This window comes from Asticcacaulis sp. (assembly GCA_024707255.1).
Taxonomy (GTDB): domain Bacteria; phylum Pseudomonadota; class Alphaproteobacteria; order Caulobacterales; family Caulobacteraceae; genus Asticcacaulis.
Genome location: JANQAC010000002.1, coordinates 50,001 through 69,240 on the forward strand (window position 1 = coordinate 50,001; position 19,240 = coordinate 69,240).

General features: G+C 58.1%; 11 protein-coding genes, 1 tRNA gene, 2 rRNA genes and 1 pseudogene (1 of these 15 running past the window's edge). 13 read left to right on the plus strand and 2 right to left on the minus strand.

From position 1 onward, the window contains the following. From NVV72_11605 to NVV72_11615, 3 genes are all read left to right on the plus strand, one after another. Nucleotides 1-2,628 (plus strand): 23S ribosomal RNA (locus tag NVV72_11605) (it extends 155 nt beyond the left edge of the window). Nucleotides 2,629-2,701: 73 nt separating this feature from the next. Continuing rightward, nucleotides 2,702-2,816, plus strand: a 5S ribosomal RNA gene (gene rrf, locus NVV72_11610). Nucleotides 2,817-3,120: 304 nt separating this feature from the next. Next, nucleotides 3,121-3,197: transfer RNA gene (locus NVV72_11615), tRNA-Met, on the plus strand. A gap of 111 nt (nt 3,198-3,308) precedes the next feature. Here NVV72_11615 and NVV72_11620 read toward each other — a convergent pair. Next, complete coding sequence (locus NVV72_11620; protein MCR6659942.1) at nt 3,309-3,461, minus strand: hypothetical protein; 153 nt, start codon at nt 3,459-3,461, stop codon at nt 3,309-3,311. 337 nt (nt 3,462-3,798) lie between these two features. Between NVV72_11620 and NVV72_11625 the strand changes: the two genes are divergently transcribed. The 7 genes from NVV72_11625 to NVV72_11655 all read left to right on the plus strand — a co-directional run bounded on the left by NVV72_11625 (nt 3,799) and on the right by NVV72_11655 (nt 11,081). Then, nucleotides 3,799-4,185, plus strand: coding sequence for a RidA family protein (locus NVV72_11625; protein ID MCR6659943.1), 387 nt, complete (start codon nt 3,799-3,801; stop codon nt 4,183-4,185). Nucleotide 4,186: 1 nt separating this feature from the next. Next, a complete protein-coding gene (locus tag NVV72_11630; GenBank protein MCR6659944.1) occupies nt 4,187-5,338 on the plus strand; it encodes a hypothetical protein in 1,152 nt (383 codons plus the stop codon). Next, nucleotides 5,331-6,101: an SDR family oxidoreductase gene (locus tag NVV72_11635; GenBank protein ID MCR6659945.1), complete on the plus strand. Its 771-nt coding sequence runs from the start codon at nt 5,331-5,333 to the stop codon at nt 6,099-6,101. The genes NVV72_11630 and NVV72_11635 overlap by 8 nt, the downstream gene beginning before the upstream one ends. Further along, a complete protein-coding gene (locus NVV72_11640) occupies nt 6,101-7,378 on the plus strand; it encodes an alanine racemase (GenBank protein ID MCR6659946.1) in 1,278 nt (425 codons plus the stop codon). The genes NVV72_11635 and NVV72_11640 overlap by 1 nt, the downstream gene beginning before the upstream one ends. 12 nt (nt 7,379-7,390) lie before the next feature. Beyond that, nucleotides 7,391-8,863, plus strand: a complete 1,473-nt coding sequence (locus tag NVV72_11645) for a D-aminoacylase (protein MCR6659947.1) — start codon at nt 7,391-7,393, stop codon at nt 8,861-8,863. An 86-nt stretch (nt 8,864-8,949) separates the two neighbouring features. Next, nucleotides 8,950-10,152, plus strand: coding sequence for a sugar MFS transporter (locus NVV72_11650; protein MCR6659948.1), 1,203 nt, complete (start codon nt 8,950-8,952; stop codon nt 10,150-10,152). 41 nt (nt 10,153-10,193) lie between these two features. Beyond that, nucleotides 10,194-11,081, plus strand: a complete 888-nt coding sequence (locus NVV72_11655; protein MCR6659949.1) for a MurR/RpiR family transcriptional regulator — start codon at nt 10,194-10,196, stop codon at nt 11,079-11,081. Here NVV72_11655 and NVV72_11660 read toward each other — a convergent pair. Further along, nucleotides 11,068-13,047, minus strand: a complete 1,980-nt coding sequence (locus tag NVV72_11660) for a hypothetical protein (GenBank protein MCR6659950.1) — start codon at nt 13,045-13,047, stop codon at nt 11,068-11,070. The genes NVV72_11655 and NVV72_11660 overlap by 14 nt on opposite strands. A gap of 415 nt (nt 13,048-13,462) precedes the next feature. Here NVV72_11660 and NVV72_11665 point away from each other — a divergent pair, with 415 nt between their 5' ends. The 3 genes and pseudogenes from NVV72_11665 (at nt 13,463) to NVV72_11675 (ending at nt 19,227) form a co-directional block, all read left to right on the plus strand. Beyond that, nucleotides 13,463-16,771, plus strand: coding sequence for a TonB-dependent receptor (locus NVV72_11665; protein ID MCR6659951.1), 3,309 nt, complete (start codon nt 13,463-13,465; stop codon nt 16,769-16,771). Between the two features lie 193 nt (nt 16,772-16,964). Then, nucleotides 16,965-18,403, plus strand: a pseudogene (locus NVV72_11670) (tryptophan 7-halogenase). Next, nucleotides 18,400-19,227 (plus strand): spherulation-specific family 4 protein, encoded by an 828-nt coding sequence (locus tag NVV72_11675; protein MCR6659952.1) that lies wholly within the window; start codon nt 18,400-18,402, stop codon nt 19,225-19,227. The pseudogene NVV72_11670 and the gene NVV72_11675 overlap by 4 nt, the downstream one beginning before the upstream one ends. Nucleotides 19,228-19,240 lie beyond the last annotated feature (13 nt).

The following is a 19,240-nucleotide window of genomic DNA, read 5'->3' on the forward strand; positions in this document are numbered from 1 at the left end:
AATCTTCGGGTTTGGTTAGATGAGTTGGCTGTTGAAAGGTATAATAAGCTGAATACATAGGCTTATTAAGCAAACCCGGTGAACTGAAACATCTCAGTAACCGGAGGAAAGGACATCAACCGAGACTTCCCTAGTAGTGGCGAGCGAACGGGAACCAGGCCAGTGCTCTTGTGAAATAAAGGCGAACGCTCTGGAAAGGGCGACCATAGCGGGTGACAGTCCCGTAGCCATCAAACAGCAAGAGACTCGAGTAGGGCGGGACACGTGAAATCCTGTCTGAACATGGGGGGACCACCCTCCAAGCCTAAGTACTCCTCTACGACCGATAGTGAACAAGTACCGTGAGGGAAAGGTGAAAAGCACCCCCGACAAGGGGAGTGAAACAGATCCTGAAATCGGAAGCCTACAAGCAGTCGGAGCCCCCAAGCGGGGTGACGGCGTACCTTTTGTATAATGGGTCAGCGACTTCATGTGCCGAGCAAGCTTAAGCCGTTAGGTGTAGGCGTAGCGAAAGCGAGTTTGAATAGAGCGTTAAGTTCGTCGCATGACGACCCGAAACTAGGTGATCTATCCATGAGCAGGATGAAGGTACAGTAACATGTACTGGAGGTCCGAACCGATATCTGTTGAAAAAGATTCGGATGACTTGTGGATAGGGGTGAAAGGCCAATCAAACCTAGACATAGCTGGTTCTCCGCGAAATCTATTTAGGTAGAGCGTCGAATGTATTCCTTGGGGGTAGAGCACTGGATGGATGCGGGCTGCGCGAGCGGTACCAATTTCAACCAAACTCCGAATACCCAAGAGAACTGTTCGGCAGACACACTGTGGGTGCTAACGTCCATGGTGAAAAGGGAAACAACCCTAACCTGCATCTAAGGCCCCCAAATTATGGCTAAGTGGGAAACGATGTGGGATTGCTTTGACAATCAGGAGGTTGGCTTAGAAGCAGCCATCCTTTAAAGATAGCGTAACAGCTCACTGATCAAGCGATCCTGCGCGGAAAATGTAACGGGGCTAAAGCCATGTGCCGAAGATCAGGGCTTGCATAGCAAGCGGTAGCGGAGCGTTCCGTAAGCCTGTGAAGGTCAATCGTGAGGTTGGCTGGAGGTATCGGAAGTGAGAATGCTGACATGAGTAGCGATAAAGAGTGTGAGAGACACTCTCGCCGAAAGACCAAGGGTTCCTACGTAAAGCTAATCTGCGTAGGGTTAGCCAGCCCCTAAGGCGAGGCCGAAAGGCGTAGTCGATGGGAACCAGGTAAATATTCCTGGGCCAGTATGAAGTGACGGATGCGGTAACTTGTGAGGGCTTATTGGATTGTCCTTGCAGGGAACGTGTCCCCTGGAAATAACTCATACAGAGACTGTACCCGAAACCGACACAGGTGGTCAGGTAGAGTATACCAAGGCGCTTGAGAGAACTATGCTGAAGGAACTCGGCAAATTACACGCGTAACTTCGGGATAAGCGTGACTTCACATTGGGCAACCAGTATGAAGTGGCACAGGCTAGGGGGTAGCGACTGTTTATCAAAAACACAGGGCTCTGCGAAGCTGTAAAGCGACGTATAGGGTCTGACGCCTGCCCGGTGCCGGAAGGTTAAAAGGAGTGGTGCAAGCTGCGAATTGAAGCCCCGGTAAACGGCGGCCGTAACTATAACGGTCCTAAGGTAGCGAAATTCCTTGTCGGGTAAGTTCCGACCTGCACGAATGGCGTAACGACTTCCCCACTGTCTCCAGCATAGGCTCAGCGAAATTGAATTCCCCGTGAAGATGCGGGGTTCCCGCGGTCAGACGGAAAGACCCTATGAACCTTTACTATAGCTTCGCCTTGGCGTTAGCAACAACATGTGTAGGATAGGTGGGAGGCTATGAAGCAGGGGCGCCAGTCCTTGTGGAGCCATCCTTGAAATACCACCCTTATTGTTGTTGACGTCTAACCGAGACCCGTTATCCGGGTCCGGGACATGGCGTGGTGGGTAGTTTGACTGGGGCGGTCGCCTCCCAAAGTGTAACGGAGGCGCGCGATGGTGGGCTCAGAACGGTCGGAAATCGTTCGACGAGTGCAATGGCATAAGCCCGCCTGACTGCGAGACTGACAAGTCGAGCAGAGACGAAAGTCGGCCATAGTGATCCGGTGGTCCTTCGTGGACGGGCCATCGCTCAACGGATAAAAGGTACTCTAGGGATAACAGGCTGATTTTGCCCAAGAGTCCATATCGACGGCAAAGTTTGGCACCTCGATGTCGGCTCATCACATCCTGGGGCTGGAGCAGGTCCCAAGGGTATGGCTGTTCGCCATTTAAAGTGGTACGTGAGCTGGGTTCAGAACGTCGTGAGACAGTTTGGTCCCTATCTGCCGTGGGTGTACGAGACTTGAGAGGATCTGTCCCTAGTACGAGAGGACCGGGATGGACATACCTCTGGTGGACCTGTCGTGGCGCCAGCCGCGCAGCAGGGTAGCTAAGTATGGAATAGATAACCGCTGAAAGCATCTAAGCGGGAAACTAACCTCAAAACAAGGTCTCGCTGAGGATCGTGGAAGACTACCACGTTGATAGGCCAGGTGTGGAAGCACGGTGACGTGTGAAGCTAACTGGTACTAATAATCCGATCGGCTTGATCGTTCCTCAATAAAATTTATGGAACAACAAGCATAAGTGCATACAATGTCTTCTCGAAACCCCTGTATTCTGTTGACCTGGTGGCTATGCCGGAAGGTCCCCACCCGATCCCATTCCGAACTCGGTCGTTAAGCCTTCCTGGGCCGATGGTACTTTGTCTTAAGTCACGGGAGAGTAGGTCGTCGCCAGGTCTACAGAATACAGGCGGTTTTATATAAAGCCCTTCATTACAATCCTATCAAAGAGACCGTCAGGCAAACCCGCTTGCCGGTCTTTTTGCTTTTACCGCATGAGACACTAATCTCATGCGACGGCGTAGGCAGGAGCAGCCCCGTCTGGATGGCCATAAGCCAGACAGACAAACGTAAAATGCCGGGCTGCGCTCACAGGCCCGAAACTTGGTGACGCGGGGTGGAGCAGCCCCGAGGTTTTGTGAAAGCAAAACCGAAAAACGTAAAATGCCGGGCTGCGCTCACAAGCCCGATCTCTAGGTGACGCGGGGTGGAGCAGCCCGGTAGCTCGTCAGGCTCATAACCTGAAGGTCGTCAGTTCAAATCTGGCCCCCGCAACCAAGCCTATTACACCTTCAGGTGTGACAGACTGAAGCTCACAGGAAGTCGTAACACAGACCCCCGAGGCGAAAGCCAAGGGTTTTTTGCTTGGCGGCAACCTTCGGCCAGGCACTAAAGGGTTTGGGCGTAGTCGCCGTAGAGTGTCACATAGATGTCGGACGAATTTTCGGCAGGCGTACCCTCGCAGATATGCAGAAAGGCGGCCAAGTTGAATTTGCGGCTATGCTTAGGTCGGATGGTAGTCGAATGTTTGGTCGCGATCATCCTGCTTGTTCGGCACATCTCCGAGGGGCGGATTATTGCCTTGCCTGAAGGCAATAAATCTGCGAAGCGCCGGCGGACGCGCCAGCCAGCTACGTCGATTGCAATAGATGCGTTGATCGCGGCTTGGCTTTTGCTTTGGCTTCGGCTTCGGCGTCCTCCCAAAGCCGATTTTGACGCCCCGTTTTCCTCCTAACGCAGAATGGGCGCTTTAAGCTCAATCCATCGACGCGTAGAAAAAAAACGCTGCCCATTGCGGACTCGTTTGACACCCCATGTGAATGTAGCTTATTAAATGTAGCTAAGCTACTTAAGCAAATATATGTATTCAGAGGTGTCCATGACCATCAACCGTATCGGCGATCCGCGCTCCGGCAGTGGCGGGCAAATGCTGCCTTTTGCGCAGGCAACGGAAGCCGGCGGGTTTGTGTTCGTGTCCGGCCAGGTCGGTTTCGATGCCGGCGGCGAAATTGTGCAGGGTGGCATCGTCGCCGAGACAAAACAGACCATGGATAATATCGTCGCCATCCTCGCCAAGGCTGGCTGTACCCTGGCCGATGTCGTGAAGGCCAATGTCTGGCTTGACGACACGCGCGACTTTGCGGCGTTCAACCGCGTCTATGCCAGCTATTTCGATGGCCAGTTGCCGGCGCGCTCGTGCGTGCGTTCGCAGATCATGATCGACGCCAAGGTCGAGATCGACGTCATCGCCTACAAGGCCAAATAGGGTGACGGCGGCCGTCTACGCCTATCCGTGGAATCTACACGACCTGGATGCCGATGTCGCGCGTGTCCGGGCCATGGGCGTGGATGAAATAAGCCTCGCGGCCAGCTATCACGCTGGCAAGTTCATTCATCCGGGCGATCCGAAGGCGCGGGTCTATTTCCCGGAAGACGGCAAGGTTTATTTTCGTCCCCGCAAAGCCTACGGCATCGTACAGCCGCAGGTCTCGTCCCTGACGACCGGACGAGATGTGCTGGCGGAATTGTGCAATCGGGATGATGTCGCCGTCAATGCCTGGACGGTGCTGCTGCACAATACGCGTCTGGGCATGAAGCATCCGGACCTGGGGGTGCGCAATGCGTTTGGCGATGCCTATCCTTACAGCCTGTGCCCATCGCAACCGGAGGTGCGCGCCTATGCCGTCACCTTGTGTGCTGATCTGGCGGAAAACTACCGGCTGAAAAGTCTGTTGCTGGAGACGCCGGGCTTCCTGACCTATGGCCATGGCTTCCATCATGAATTTGCGCAAGTGGTGCCCAATGCATGGCTCGATGCCATGCTGGGTTTGTGTTTCTGCCAGCGGTGCCGTGAAGGCGCGAAGGGAGACGGAATCGATGTTGATGGCCTTGCCGCGCGGATATGCGCGGCTGTCGACGCCTGGCTGGCTGGCGGCGCTGATCAGTCGCTGGATCAGTGGAACGCCGAAGATGCGGATCTGGCCGCGTTTCATCGCTTCCGCTGTCAGGTCGTGACTTCACTGGTGGCCGATATTCGCGCGGCGGTGTACCCGGCAGTGAAGGTCAAGGTTATAGCCACTTGCCAGCGGCCCCACGCCACGGCCTATCTGGAAGGGCATGATCTGACGGCACTTGATGCGGTCAGCAATGGGCTGGAACTGCCACTTTACCAGTCTTCACCTGAAGACGTGGTGGCGGATGGTGGTTATGTGCTTGATCTCGTTCCAGCGTTCCGTACCAGTGTTATCCTGCGTCCCGGTTATCCTGACATGGGTCAGGAGACCGACCTGAGCGCGGCGCTGGCGGGGCTGCGCAATCTGGGAATAGGCGATTTTGCTTTTTACAATTTCGGTATGCTGCGCCCGATGAACCTCGAATGGCTCCGGAACACGCTGACTAAAAAGGTGGCTTATGTTTGATTTCAGCGGAAAAGTGGTTCTGATCACTGGGGCTGCGGGGGGCATCGGCCGGGGGCTGTGCGAAGCTTTTCTCGGCTGGGGTGCCACGGTTTACGCGCTGGATCGCGATGCGGGCGCTCTGTCCACAATGGACACGCGCCTGAAAACGGCGGCAGTCGATCTTACCGATCTGGCGGCCACAAAGGCTGCGATCGATAACCTGGTGACGGCGCACGGACCGGTGGATATCCTGGTCAACAATGCCGGAGCGGCCGCAGCCACGGCTTTGGCGACGCTTAAGCCGGAAGACTGGACGCACGATCTTGCCATCAATCTGAGCGCCGCCTACCACTGCGTCGAGGCGGTGAAGACGTCGATGTTTGCGCGTAAATCGGGCGTCATTATCAATATCGGCACGGTCAATGCCGGCCTCGCCATTGGTCACCCGGCCTACAGTGCCGCCAAGGCCGGGCTGGTCAGCTATACGCGCTCTCTCGCCATCGAATATGGGCCGCTCGGCATTCGTGCCAATCTGGTGGCGCCGGGCACGGTCAAGACCCAGGCCTGGGCCGAACGCGCGGCGAAGAAGCCTGAGGTCTTCGACGACCTGAAAAAGTGGTATCCGCTGCGTGACTTTGCCGACCCGAAGGACATCGCCAATGCCGTCGCCTTTCTCTCCTGCGATCTGTCGCGCATGATCACCGGCATCGTCCTGCCAGTCGATGCCGGCCTGACGGCGGGCAATCCGGTACTGGCCGCGGAACTGACCCTGGAAGCATTCTGATGGCGCTCGATCTCGACCCCATACTCGACTTGCCCCTGACGGCACGCATCAAGGGGCTGCCTGCGTCCGCCGAAGGCTTGCCTCTGCGCGAGGCCGGCGCGCAGGGCTGGAAACTGCTCGATGGCTCGATCCCAATGTCGGCGGCGGTGATCCGCAGCAGTGTGCTGACGAAAAATCTGAATGCTTTCCAGACCTATATCGATCAGGCAGGCGCGAAACTGGCGCCGCACGGCAAGACCAGCATGTGCCCGCAACTCTTCGACCGCCAGTTGGAAGCCGGTGCCTGGGGTATGACGGTGGCGACGGTTTCCCAGGCGAATACGGCGCTGGATTTCGGGGTCCAAAACCTGCTGATCGCCAATGAACTGGTCGGGGAGGCTGAGATTCGCGCCTTGTCGGCCCGCCAGGACGCGGCACCCGATACATTGATCCTCAGCCTAGTCGACAGCCTGGCGGGCGTAGAACGGCTGGAAGCGATCCTGACAAGCGCTGGCGCCAAAAGACCTTTCCAGATGATGGTCGAACTCGGTCTTTCCGGTGGGCGGACGGGGGCGCGTACGCGTGACCTGGCGCTGGAAATTGCCCGCTGTGTGGCGCGATCGCCTAAACTCACCTTGCGCGGTGTCGAAGGCTATGAAGGCCTGATCGTCACTGACGATGCCAAGGCGGATGCCACCCGCGTCAATGCCTTCCTCGATGACCTGCTGGGCCTGTTCGATACCTGCCATGCCGAAGGGCTGTTTACCGGCGAGCCTGTCATCAGCGCCGGCGGTTCGGCCTATTTCGACCTGGTGGCGCGCGGCCTGAAAACCGAGGGCATTACGCCCTTGCTGCGCAGCGGCTGTTACCTGACCCATGATACCGGTTTCTACAACAAGCTGTTGGCCCATGTCGGTGAGCGTGAGGTGCTTGGTCCGGCACCGGCGCTTCAACCCGCGCTTGAGGTCTGGGCTCAGATCGTTTCCCATCCGGAGCCCGACCTGATCATCGTCAATGCCGGCCGCCGCGACCTGTCAGACGATTCTGCCCTGCCCAAGGTCGAATACCATGCCGTGCCGGGCGAGGGCGCCAAGGCGCAGGCCGTTAAGGGCTGGTCATTTTTCCGCATGAACGACCAGCATGGCTATATCCGTCTGCCGCACGGCGCTCAGGTCAACATCGGCGACTATGTCGGCCTTGGCATCTCGCATCCCTGCACCACCTTTGACCGCTGGCCGGTCATTCTCGAAGTCGATGACGCTTATTCAGTCATCGGCGCGCTGAAGACGTTTTTCTAAGAGTACCCGCCTATGTCACCTGTACCTGCCGATATTCTCCTGCGCGATGGCCTTGTCTTCGATGGCAGTGGTGACGCACCTTTCCGGGCGGATATCGCCATCCGCGACGGACTGGTCATCGCGATCGGCGACCTGCCCCACCTTTCGGCGCGTAAATGCTTCGACCTCGCGGGAAAGGCTGTGGCGCCCGGTTTTATCGACGTTCATTCGCACGATGATTACGCGTGCATCCGTCAGCCGGAAATGACGGCCAAGATCAGCCAGGGCGTGACGACGGTCGTGGTCGGCAATTGCGGCCTCTCGATTGCGCCGCTGCGTTTCCCGAACGAACCGGAAGAACCCTTCAACCTGCTGGGTGACTCAAGGGCCTTTGCCTATTCCAGCTTTGCCGACTACGCGACGGCGATCGATCAGGCGCGGCCGGCGGTCAATGTGGCGGCGATGGTGGGCCATACCACCTTGCGCCAGATTTGTTTGCCAGACCTCAAAAAGGCCGCCTCCCCGGTCGAACGCAAGCAGATGCAGGCTTTGTTGGCCGAGGCACTGGAGGCAGGTGCCGCAGGTATGAGTTCCGGCGTCTATTATCCGCCGGCCGCCGCCGCCGATCTCGATGAACTGACCGCCCTGGCGGAGACGGTAAGCGCTCACGGCGGCGTCTATGCCACGCATATTCGCAGCGAATATGACGGCATTCTCGAAGCCTTGGAAGAGGCATTCACGACCGCCAGCCCGACCCAGACACCGCTGATTATTTCGCACCACAAGTGCGCGGGGGTGCGCAACTGGGGGCGCTCGGTCGAGACGCTGGGCCTGATAGACAAGGCGGCGAAAGCCCAGCCGGTCGCCATGGATTGCTATCCCTATACGGCCGGATCATCGGTGCTGAATCCCGACCTGTGCGACGGTGAGATCAAGGTGCTGATCAATTCGTCGGAAACCCATCCGGACCAGGCCGGGCGTTATCTCCATGATATCGCCGGTGAATGGGGCATTAGCGAACGCGACGCTGCCGTTCGGCTGCTGCCGGGCTATGCCTGCTACTTCCAGATTCACGAAGACGATATGCGCCGGATTTTGGCGCATCCGCTGTGCATGGTTGGTTCCGACGGCCTGCCAAATGACAAGAACCCGCATCCGCGCCTGTGGGGCACCTTCCCGCGCGTGCTGGGGCATTATGCCCGTGAAGAGAAGCTGTTCCCGCTGGCCGAGGCGATTGCCAAAATGACCGGGTTGCCGGCCAAGCGCTTTGGCTTCCATGATCGCGGCCGGATCACCATTGGCATGGCGGCGGATATCACCGTCTTTGACGCCGATACCGTGGCTGACCGCGCCACTTTTGAGAAACCGGTGCAGATTTCGGCCGGCATCGAAGAGGTTTTCGTCAACGGCGTCCATAGCTGGTCGCACGGGCAGGGGCTGGCGCGCGCCGGCGGCTTCCTGTCACACAAGACAATCGCAGCCGCAACCGCCATAGCTGGCGAATAACCGTTACAGGGGGAAACACTGATGCCGACACCTGGCCTTTCATCCGCCGCGAATGCACCTGAGAAGACCCCTGGGGGGCGGTGCTGATGTTCTGCGGCCTGTTCGCCATCTTCGGCTTCGTCACCTGGCTGAACGGCCCGCTGATCACCTTCTCCAAGCTGGCCTTTTCCTTGAGCGATGTCGAAGCCTTCCTGGTGCCGTCGGTCTTCTATCTCTCCTATTTCTTCCTGGCCCTGCCCTCGGCCTTTATCCTGCGCAAGACCGGCATGAAGGCCGGCATGGCGCTGGGGCTTCTGATGATGGCCGTGGGCGCCGCCGGCTTCGGCCAGTTCGCCTCCATGCGAATGTTCCCGCCGACGCTGGTATCGCTGTTCATTATCGGCGCCGGTCTCTCCCTGCTGCAAACGGCGTCCAACCCCTATATTTCCGTGCTGGGGCCCATCGAATCGGGCGCGCAGCGCATCGCCTTGCTCGGTATCTTCAACAAGCTGGCCGGCGCCGCCGCCCCCTTCGTCATCGGCACCCTGATCCTAAATGGCATCGGCCAGATGCAGGCCCAGGTCGACGCCGCCCCCACCACCGCCGCGCGAGACCTGCTGCTTAATGCCTTCGCGGCCCGCATCCACATGCCCTATCTGGTCATGGGCGCCTTCCTCGCCTTGATCGCTTTCCTGGTCTACAAGTCGCCCCTGCCCAATATCAGCGATGACGCCAATCCCGGCACCGGCAAGGGCTTCTGGGCCGCCCTGCCGCAGATGGTCTTCGGCTTCCTGGCCATCTTCTTCTATGTCGGCGTCGAGGTCATGGCTGGCGATGCCGTCGGCACCTATGGCAACGGCTTCCACCTGCCGGTCGACAAGACCATCTTCTTCACCAGCTACACCATGGTCGGCATGTTGATCGGCTATATCTGCGGCCTGATCGCCATTCCGCGCTTCATAAGCCAGGAACGCTACCTCGTTTTCTCGGCCGTGCTCGGTATCCTCTTCAGCATCGGTGCCTTCCTGACAAAAGACTATGTCTCCGTCGCCTTCGTCTTCGCGCTCGGCTTTGCCAACGCCATGATGTGGCCGGCCATCTTCCCGCTCGGCATCCGCGGCCTGGGCAAGCTGACCGAGTTCGGCGCCGCCTTCCTGGTCATGGGCATTATCGGCGGCGCGGCCATCCCGCAGCTTTTTGCCCACCTCAAAGACCAGTACGGCTTCCAGCTCGTCTTCCTCTGCCTCATGGTCCCCTGTTATGCCTATATCCTCCTGTTTGGCGTGCTGGCGGGACGTAAAGCAAAATAAGGTCGTGTTGATATATGGTGTAGTTTTGCTACAAGGCAGGCATGACTGTATTGAATGACATCCTGACCACCATCCGCGAACGTGCCCCGCATGAAGAGGGCGTTAATCTGAAAATCGGCGAGGAAATCCTGCGTGACCCGGCCATGGTGGTCGATGTCAGCATCAAGAGCTTCGCCAGCCGTATCGGGGTCAGCGAACCGTCGGTGATACGTTATTGCCGGTCGATCGGCTGCGATGGCTTTAAGGAGTTCAAGAAGCACCTTGCGCAGTCCCTGGTACTGGAACAGAAATTCGCCAAGGCCCCCACCTCGGTCGGCGGTGAGGAGGGCAGCAGCCAGACCGGCGACGAACGCTTCGACCGCCTCACCACCAGCGTTGCCATCGCTCTGCGCTCAGTCAGCGAAACCGAACATTTCGAGCAGATCGACGCGGCGGCGAAGACGCTGATGGCGTCTCCCATGATCGCCGTTTTCGGCCTGGGTGGTTCGTCCGCAACCCTGGCCATGGAGGCGCAGAACCGTCTGTTTCGCTTAGGCTTGCGCGTTGTCGCCCACGTCGATAGCTATATGCAGCGGATGACGGCCGCCACACTGAAAAAGGGCGATACCGTCCTGATTATCTCAGCCACCGGCCAGCCCGAAACCCATGCCGAAAGCGCCCGCATCGCCCGCAGCTACGGGGCGACCTGCATCGCCATGGCGCCGCTGAAAAGCCCTTTGGCCAAAGCCTCGGATATCCTGATCCCGATCGAGTTGGCGACGGATGTACCCTATCATCAACCCAATCCGGTGCGTTTCGCCCAACTGTTTGTGCTCGACTGCATCGCCGATCGTGTGGCTCTGATCCTGGGCCGGCCGGCGATGGAAACTCTGCGCCGGGTGTCCTCCGCCGTTTCGCCGCAACAGCATTACCTGCCTACGGGCGATTAACGGGCGTCATATCCAGCGTCAGTACCTCGAAAGGTTTCAGATGCAGGGTGACGGGCTTGCCGGCTGTCAGCGTCATAGTTGGTGTCTTGGCGCCTTTCCGGGGACTGCGGGCTGTGTAGATCGTGGCGGCATCCATTGGCAATTCGAGCGCGATGCCGATATCCACCGCGAAGTCCTGCGCCTTGTCGGACGGATTGCGGAGGGTGATGATGCCCTTCCGCGGTGCCCAGGCCGCCCAGCCATAGACATCCAGCCGGCCGGGATCGCCGCCGATCCAGTGCGTATCCTTCAGCACATCGGCATTGGCGCGCGACCAGTCTGCCGCCTCGGCGAGATTATCCCAGTCCGCGGGTTTCAGCAGGGACGGCGTGATATACATTTCCTGAAGGGCCGTGCCACTGCCGAAATAGGAGTGAATTTCGTCGGCGAACTCCTGTTTCGGGTCGCTGTCCAGACCAATCGCGTGCTGAGCATAGATCAGACCATGCACCATGAGCGAGTTGAGAGGGAACAGCGGCCCGCCGATAACGATATTCTGGTAGGTTTCGCGATCGCGATAGGTCATCCATCGCTGTCGGGGGGAGCCTACACCTGTGAAGGCATGGTCCTGGCCGCCGTGCCAGATGGAATCGGCGTACATCAGCCAGGCGGGCGAGGGGTAGGTGCCTGTAGTGACATTGATGAACAGGTCTGGACGGGCTTTGCGCAGGTCATCGATCAGATGGATGGCAGCGTCGAAATCACTGTTGAACCGGCTGCCGGGAAAGACCTTGGCGGCATTACCTGTGCCATCGAGTTTGAACTGGTTGACGCCCTGAGTGGTGACCAGGTCGAGCGTGACCTTACGGAAATTATCGTAATACTTTGGGCCGGAGAGGGCGAAGCCGCCATCAATAATCTCATAGCCGGTGTTCGGCACATTGGCGATGCGCGCCGCCTTGTTCTTGTTGTAGCCGCCCCATGGCGACAGCCAGGCGCCTGGCGCCGCACCATATTGGGCGGCGGCGTCGCGCAGCGGGATGAAGCCGTTCGGAAAGGCCTTGCTGAACGCCCATTGGCCGCTGAGATCGTCCCAGCCATCATCCAGCAGGAAGGAATCGATCTTGACGCCGCGTTTGACGGCCAGTGCCTCACCAAAAGCATGGATGCGGTCCAGTGCGTCGGCTTCGGTATAGGTGGTGTCGTATCCGATGTCGTACCAGGAATTATAATGCAGGAAGGTGCGGTAGGGATGGGCGCGCTCCGCCTCGATATAGCTCAGGAAGTCGCGCCGCAACTGGCCCGGCGCGGTGACGCCGATGACTGCGGAGTAGCTCAGGCTCTGGCCTTTGCGCAGAGGCAGGGCATTGTCGATCTGCGTCCATGCCTCGTCTGATTCCACAATGGCATGACTGTAGGCGAGCGGATTTTCAAACATCACATAATCATTGCCGGCAATGACCGGTGAGCCGTTGACCTTGCCGCAAATTTCCGCCCCAGGTGCATTCAGACCCATCAGGCGAACCTGGGGGATCATCTCATCCTGCTTCAGCGCCGTGATGGTGACGACTTCACGCACATATTTGGCCCCTTCGGGCTGAATCAGCCGCCAGTCAATGCGCAGCCGGTTCTCTTTGTCGATAAAAGTGCCTTGGATTTCCTGCCGCACTTGCATTTCGGAATGGCGGGAAGCCTTTGCGTCACCGGGCAGGGTTACGACGCGCAAGGGGGCGTCAAGGGTCAGATCGGCCAGGGTCAGGGTCTGGCCTGTGTTCAGCGAGACCGTGAAAGGTGCAGTGACGATCAGGGTGCGGTCGTTAAGCTTGTCGGAAAACCGGAAATCCGCCACCTGTCCCCCATCTGCCGTCCAGGTCAGGGCGGCGTTCTGGTTGCCGAAGGACTGTTGGTCACCGGCAAAGGCTGCCGAATGTGGTCCGGGCAGGCTCAGGAGCGCCAGAAGCGAGACACAGGCTTTGATAGGCGACATCAGTTTTCCTTTTTTGTAGCTTCGCTACATTATATGGGCTACAATTTTCGAATAAGTCAATTTCGAAATTGACGCCTTGAGGCTGCATGTATTGGTGGTGGCTGTAACCAGGCCGCTAGAGGTGAAAATATTGGAAAATGAAAGAAAATTCCTGCTTGTTGCGTGATTTGCCTCTGGTCTCAGTATTGCGGAATTGCAACAGATGGACTTTTAATTGTCATATAATTTCAGGGAATGTGTAACGGAGTTTGACATTTGTAGCGAATGTAGCATCATCCATGTAGCTCGTGTAGCTGGGAACAGATAAAAAAGGGATGATAAGAGGATGAGTATCTGGAAGAACAAATGCAGTGTATCGCGCACAGCGTTAACCATGGCCCTGTTTTGCGGGTTGGCTGGCATAACGGGGCAGGCTATGGCCGCGCAGGATGCACCGGCCGAGGCGCAAGGCGCCAGCCCCGATGACACTACGTCCGTAGTGGTCGTTGGCTCCCGAAAGGCGCTCAAGACGGCACAGGATCTCAAGAAAACGGCCGATACGGTTGTCGATTCCATCACAGCCACGGATATCGGCGCCTTCCCTGACAAGTCAGTCGCCGAAGCCCTGCAGCGCGTGCCGGGCGTGACCGTCATGCGCTCGGTGGCGGGTGGCGATGTCATGCACTTTCCAGCGGAACCGACAGGGGTCATCATCCGCGGGCTCCAGCAGGTCAAGGCTGAGTTCAACGGCCGGGATATCTTCAGCGCCGGTTCGGCCTCGGGCCTGAGCTGGGAAGACGTATCGCCGGAAATGCTGGCCGGTGTCGATACCTACAAGAACCTCACGGCGGAAATGCTCGAAGGCGGCATTGCCGGCACGGTCAATCTGCGTACCCGTCTGCCATTTGACCAGAAAGGCCAACTCATCTCCGCCACGATCGAGGGCGATTACGGCGACATCAGCGAGAAGTGGACGCCCTCGGGTTCGGCGCTTTATTCCAACCGCTGGCGCACTGAACTGGGTGATTTCGGCTTCCTGGGTGATATTGCCTATTCGGATATTGAGACCACCAGCCAGGGCGCCATCCTGCCACGCATGATGCCCTTTGCCGCCGGCACCTATACCGACCAGATGAACTACATCCCCTCGGGCATCAGCTATAACAACACCGTCTATGACCGCACCCGCAAGGGCATTTCCCTGGCGGGCCAGTGGGCCAGCACCGACAACCATTTCAAGGCGACGCTTCAGTATAACAAGTCGACCTATGAAAACACCTGGAACGAAGACCAGTTGCTCAGCTACTGGGCCTGGGTCGATCCGGCCACAACCAACGAATCGACGGTCTGGACCGACGGTTCCCTGATCGCACCGCCAGATGCGCCAGGCTTGGGTATCAATGAAGCCGGCGGCGGCACGCCGTTCACCTTCGGCAGCAATGGCATGTTCCAGACCGGCGTTATAACGGCCTCGGCCGGCGGCTGGGGCTATGGTAGTATCGCTGACTGGTCTACCGGAGAATATGCGGCGGGTTCGACGGATCAGTATGGCACCTATGGCCAGTATGGCATCAAGGATGCGAACGGAAATGACCTGCCGATTTATCAGCCGTGCCTGGCGTCAAATGTCACCCACGCGGGCCAGCCCTGCCGGCTGGGCCCTTCGGTTAATCTAGCGACACGTTACTCAACGGAAAGCCGGACAGTCGAGGATACGGCGCTCAATTTCATCTGGACGCCGACCGACCGGCTCAAGCTGACCTTTGATGCGCAGCATGTCCTGTCCGTCAATACGCACTACGATATTACCTACCGCAACGGCACCTACGCCAATCTGGCCGTTGACCTGACAGGTGACCTGCCGAAGCTGAATTTCGAGCTGCCGTCCGGCTACAATGTTGTCGGCACCGATCCGATGTCCGACTACCGCAACTACTTCAATGAATCGATCATGGATCACCTGGAAGATTCCAAGGCCACCATGAACGCGGTCCGCATCGATGGCGCCTATGCCTTCGACGGCCCGTGGCTCAGTGAAATCCGTGCCGGTGTCCGGATGTCGGAACGGGACCAGCTCAATCAGTGGTCGGCCTATAACTGGCAGTCGATTTCGAGCAACTGGGGTGCCAATCCCGCTGATTCCTTCCACCTCGATGCGCCGGCCACGGCCAATTTCGCAGGCTATCCGGGCACTTACTGGCAGACGCGGACCTTCGGCGATACCGGGTTGCTGGACGGCCTGATCGGACAGAGCCAGTTCGTCACCATCAATCCTGACTATCTCAAGGATATCAATTTGATGGAGCAGACCTTCGGCATGACGGCCCAATCGGCTGGCGGCACGAAGACGCCATCGTCGAACTGGGACCCGATCTGCATGCGTGCCGCCAATATTGCCGGCAGTTGCTTCCAGCCGGGTGAAATCCTCAATGTCAACCTGAAGCAGGATTCGGCCTATGCCATGCTGAAGTTCGGTGGTCCGGACGCCACAGTCTTTGGCGGCGGTATCACCCTGTCGGGCAATGTCGGTGTGCGGGTGGTCCAGACCAACCTGACCAGCATCGGCGCGACCAATTTCGCCGTGCCTTTCACGTTTGATGAAACCAACTGCCTGCCGCTGACGCCGGAACAGATTGCCGCCCTGGGGCCCAACCAGTATGCGATTTCGCCGGGATGCCTGGGCCAAAACTCGCTGGACGATCAGGCTTTCTCAGATGGCGGCTATTCAAGCTCGACCGTCAAGACCAAGCATACCTATACCCTGCCCAGCCTGAACCTGAAGTTCTCGCTGCCGGATAACTGGATCGTGCGCATCGCCGCTTCGCGCGGCATGTACATGCCGGATATCGGACTGCTGAAGAACTACACGACACTGCAACGCAGCTATGTGCCGCAATCGGCGATCACCGTTGGTAATCCGAGCATCGTGCTGGATAGTGCCGGTAATCCAAGTAGCTATATCTACGGTTATTCCGGCAGTACGGGCAATGCGCGTCTGAAGGCTATCACGGCGGACCAGTTCGACCTGTCGGTCGAGCATTATTTTGCCGAGGTCGGTTCGTTCAGCTTCGATATCTTCTCGAAGAAGTTCCACGACTACATCCAAAACGGCACCTTTGTCGTGCCGATGACCCACAATAGCGTCACCCGCGATGTCGTCGTGAATGGCCCGGTGAATGGTGACGGCGCCAGCGTCAAGGGCTTTGAATTGGCTTATCAGCGCTACTTCACCTTCCTGCCCGCACCGTTCGATGGCTTCGGCCTCCAGGCCAACTACACGCATCTGCATAATGAAGGCGTGAAGAACAGCAACCTGACGCTCGATACATCGGATGGCTCGACCATTACGCGTTCGGCCCAGGACGGCATGATCAATCCGGGCCGTCTGGAGCAGTTGTCGGATGATTCCTACAACCTGATCGTGATGTACGACAAGGGGCCGTTCGGGGCGCGTCTGGCCTATAACTGGCGTTCCAAGTACGTCAACTCAGTCAACGACTGCTGCATCGGCTTCCCGGTGTGGAACGACGCTGAAGGATTCCTTGACGGCTCGCTGCGTTATGCGATCAATTCCCATACGGAAATCGATCTCCAGGGCACCAATCTGCTCGATACCCGGCCCAAGATCTACCAGGAGGTTCAGGGGCCAACGGCGGCCAATCCCGACCAGGCACCGCTGTTCCTGCCGGCAGGGACTTTCGCCTTCGATCGCCGTGTTCAGTTGAGCGTGCGGTTCAAGTACTAAAACTCTGGAGTGGTCCGGGCGTTGGTCTGGACCGGACCCATGCTTTCTCCCGCCGTTCCCCGGTGGCATGGTTGTACTCCGGGCGCGCAGCCGATCGGCTGCGCGCCACTTTTTTCATTTTAAGAGCAGATAAGACATGACGGACGCCAAACTCCAAAAAGTCGTCATTCTGGGCGGAGGGACAGCCGGCTGGATGGCGGCGGCCTGCCTGGCCAAGGTCTATGGCGCAAGCCTCTCCGTCACGCTGGTTGAATCCGCCGAAATCGGCACGGTCGGCGTCGGAGAATCGACCATCCCGATGATCAACCTGTTCAATGCCATTCTTGGTATCGATGAAGCCGATCTCGTTCGTGAGACAGAGGCCACTTTCAAGCTGGGTATCGAGTTTGTCGACTGGACCCGGAAAGGTCACAGCTATCTGCATCCGTTTGGTGCCTATGGCGTGAACATGGAGGGTATTGGCTTTCATCACTACTGGCTGCGACTGGCGGTCCACGAGGGCGCTAAGGACTACGGCCAGTTCAATATGGAAACCCTGGCGATCCGCTCGGGACGATGTGGTCCGACCCAGACCGACCTGCCGCAGATCAAGCTCAACAAGGCGTATCAGTTCGACGCCACCCTCTATGCCGCCTTTCTCAGGCGTTACAGCGAGGCGCGTGGCGTCAGGCGGGTCGAGGGGCGGGTAAACGACGTGCATCGCAACCCTGAGACAGGCGATATCACGAGCCTGATACTCGAAGACGACCGGACGATTGAAGGCGATCTGTTTATCGATTGCTCCGGTTTCGCCGCCCTGCTGATCGGCAAGACACTGGGTGTTCATTTTCAGGACTGGAGCCAGTGGCTGCCGTGCAATCGTGCGGTTGTTGCGCCGTGCGAAACGGCGGGCGCGCCTTCGCCCTTTACCCGCGTCACGGCCTATGAGGCCGGCTGGCAGTGGCGGATTCCGCTCCAGCACCGGACAGGCAATGGATATGTCTTTTGCGATGGTTTTGCCGCCGAAGACGAAGCCACCCAAAGCTTGCTCAGTCGGTTGGAAGGCAAGGCTCAGGCCGAACCGCGCGTGCTCCGGTTCACGGCCGGCCACCGCACCCGCATGTGGGAAAAGAATGTCGTTTCGCTCGGCCTGGCGTCCGGGTTCCTGGAGCCCTGGAATCGACTTCGATCTATCTGGTCCAGAGTGCCCTGGCGCGCCTGATGGCGTTGTTCCCGCGCGGGCCGGTAAATGCCGGTGTTCGGTCGAAGTTCAATGACGACATGAACGCCGAATATGAATGCGTCCGCGATTTCCTGATTGCCCATTACAAGCTGACGGAACGTGACGACACGCCGTTCTGGCGCATGTGCCGCGACATGGATATCCCCGACCGGCTGCAAATGCGGCTGGAGGCTTTTAAAAGCGACGGGGTGCTGCTCGAATTTCCCCAGGATCTTTTCAAGGAGTCGAGCTGGTTTTCCGTGCTGATGGGGCAGGGGCTGCGTCCGAAAACCTATCACCCCCTGGCCGACGCCATGCCGCGGGAGGAGTTCCTGAACCGGATGGGGCAGTTGCGCAAGATGATTGGCCAGCGCGCCTCGGCCCTGCCCACACATAGTCAGTACATTTCTCATCTGAAAGGCCGCCAATGAAGACCTGTCTTTTGCTTCTCCTGATATGGCTGACGCCCGCCGTGGCGGCGGCAACGCCAAAACTGGCCGTGGTCAGCTACTGGGGTCAGCGAGTCGAGAATTTCGACCACATCCCCGATCATACGGTGGCCCTGATCAACCCTTCCAGCGGTATACTGGTGGAGGACTCTGTCGCTACGCCGGTTGACAATATCGGCGTCTATAAGGATGTCTTCCGCCGAGCCAAAAAGCACGATATTCGCCTCTATGGCTATGTGCCGACTGGCTATTTCAGTCACGACTGCAATTCGGACGGCAAGTGCCAGACCTGGGAACGGATCGAGTCGCAGGTGAAGATCTATTTCGAGAAAATGCCGGACCTTCAGGGCATCTTTTTTGATGAAACCGCACCGGCCGATTATGACTGCGCCCTGTTCAGTGCCGAATACGAAAAGCTGCGGGCACTCGTTGCCAAGTACCGACCCGGTGGAAAGATCATATTCAATGTCGGGATGCCTGACATCTGTGCCGTTGCCGCCACTGCGCCAGGCGAGATGATCGTGCTGTTCGAGAATGACGGCCGGCACTATGTCAATGATTACAAGCAGATCAAGGCGGCCACCGATCAGGCAAAAACCAATGGCACCGAGGTCTGGCATATCATCAACAACATTCCGACCGGTAAGGAATTGGAGGCCGTCTTGCGTGCTTCCGACGTCTATGCGCCGGACTATCTCTACGTGATAGATGTCAGTGGCGACTGGCAGGCGGGCTTCGATACCTATGGCGATCTGCCATCCTACTGGAACGCCGAGATCAGGGCACTGACCGGCAACAATAAATAAACAGGGACATTCT

What these genes read in the sequence shown, in the direction of transcription:
- NVV72_11655 (MCR6659949.1), top strand. Translation starts at nt 10,194, where the DNA reads ATGACTGTATTGAATGACATCCTGACCACCATCCGCGAACGTGCCCCG.
- NVV72_11625 (MCR6659943.1), top strand. Translation starts at nt 3,799, where the DNA reads ATGACCATCAACCGTATCGGCGATCCGCGCTCCGGCAGTGGCGGGCAA.
- NVV72_11660 (MCR6659950.1), bottom strand. Translation starts at nt 13,047, where the DNA reads ATGTCGCCTATCAAAGCCTGTGTCTCGCTTCTGGCGCTCCTGAGCCTG.
- NVV72_11650 (MCR6659948.1), top strand. Translation starts at nt 8,950, where the DNA reads ATGTTCTGCGGCCTGTTCGCCATCTTCGGCTTCGTCACCTGGCTGAAC.
- NVV72_11665 (MCR6659951.1), top strand. Translation starts at nt 13,463, where the DNA reads ATGGCCGCGCAGGATGCACCGGCCGAGGCGCAAGGCGCCAGCCCCGAT.
- NVV72_11620 (MCR6659942.1), bottom strand. Translation starts at nt 3,461, where the DNA reads ATGATCGCGACCAAACATTCGACTACCATCCGACCTAAGCATAGCCGC.
- NVV72_11640 (MCR6659946.1), top strand. Translation starts at nt 6,101, where the DNA reads ATGGCGCTCGATCTCGACCCCATACTCGACTTGCCCCTGACGGCACGC.
- NVV72_11645 (MCR6659947.1), top strand. Translation starts at nt 7,391, where the DNA reads ATGTCACCTGTACCTGCCGATATTCTCCTGCGCGATGGCCTTGTCTTC.
- NVV72_11635 (MCR6659945.1), top strand. Translation starts at nt 5,331, where the DNA reads ATGTTTGATTTCAGCGGAAAAGTGGTTCTGATCACTGGGGCTGCGGGG.
- NVV72_11675 (MCR6659952.1), top strand. Translation starts at nt 18,400, where the DNA reads ATGAAGACCTGTCTTTTGCTTCTCCTGATATGGCTGACGCCCGCCGTG.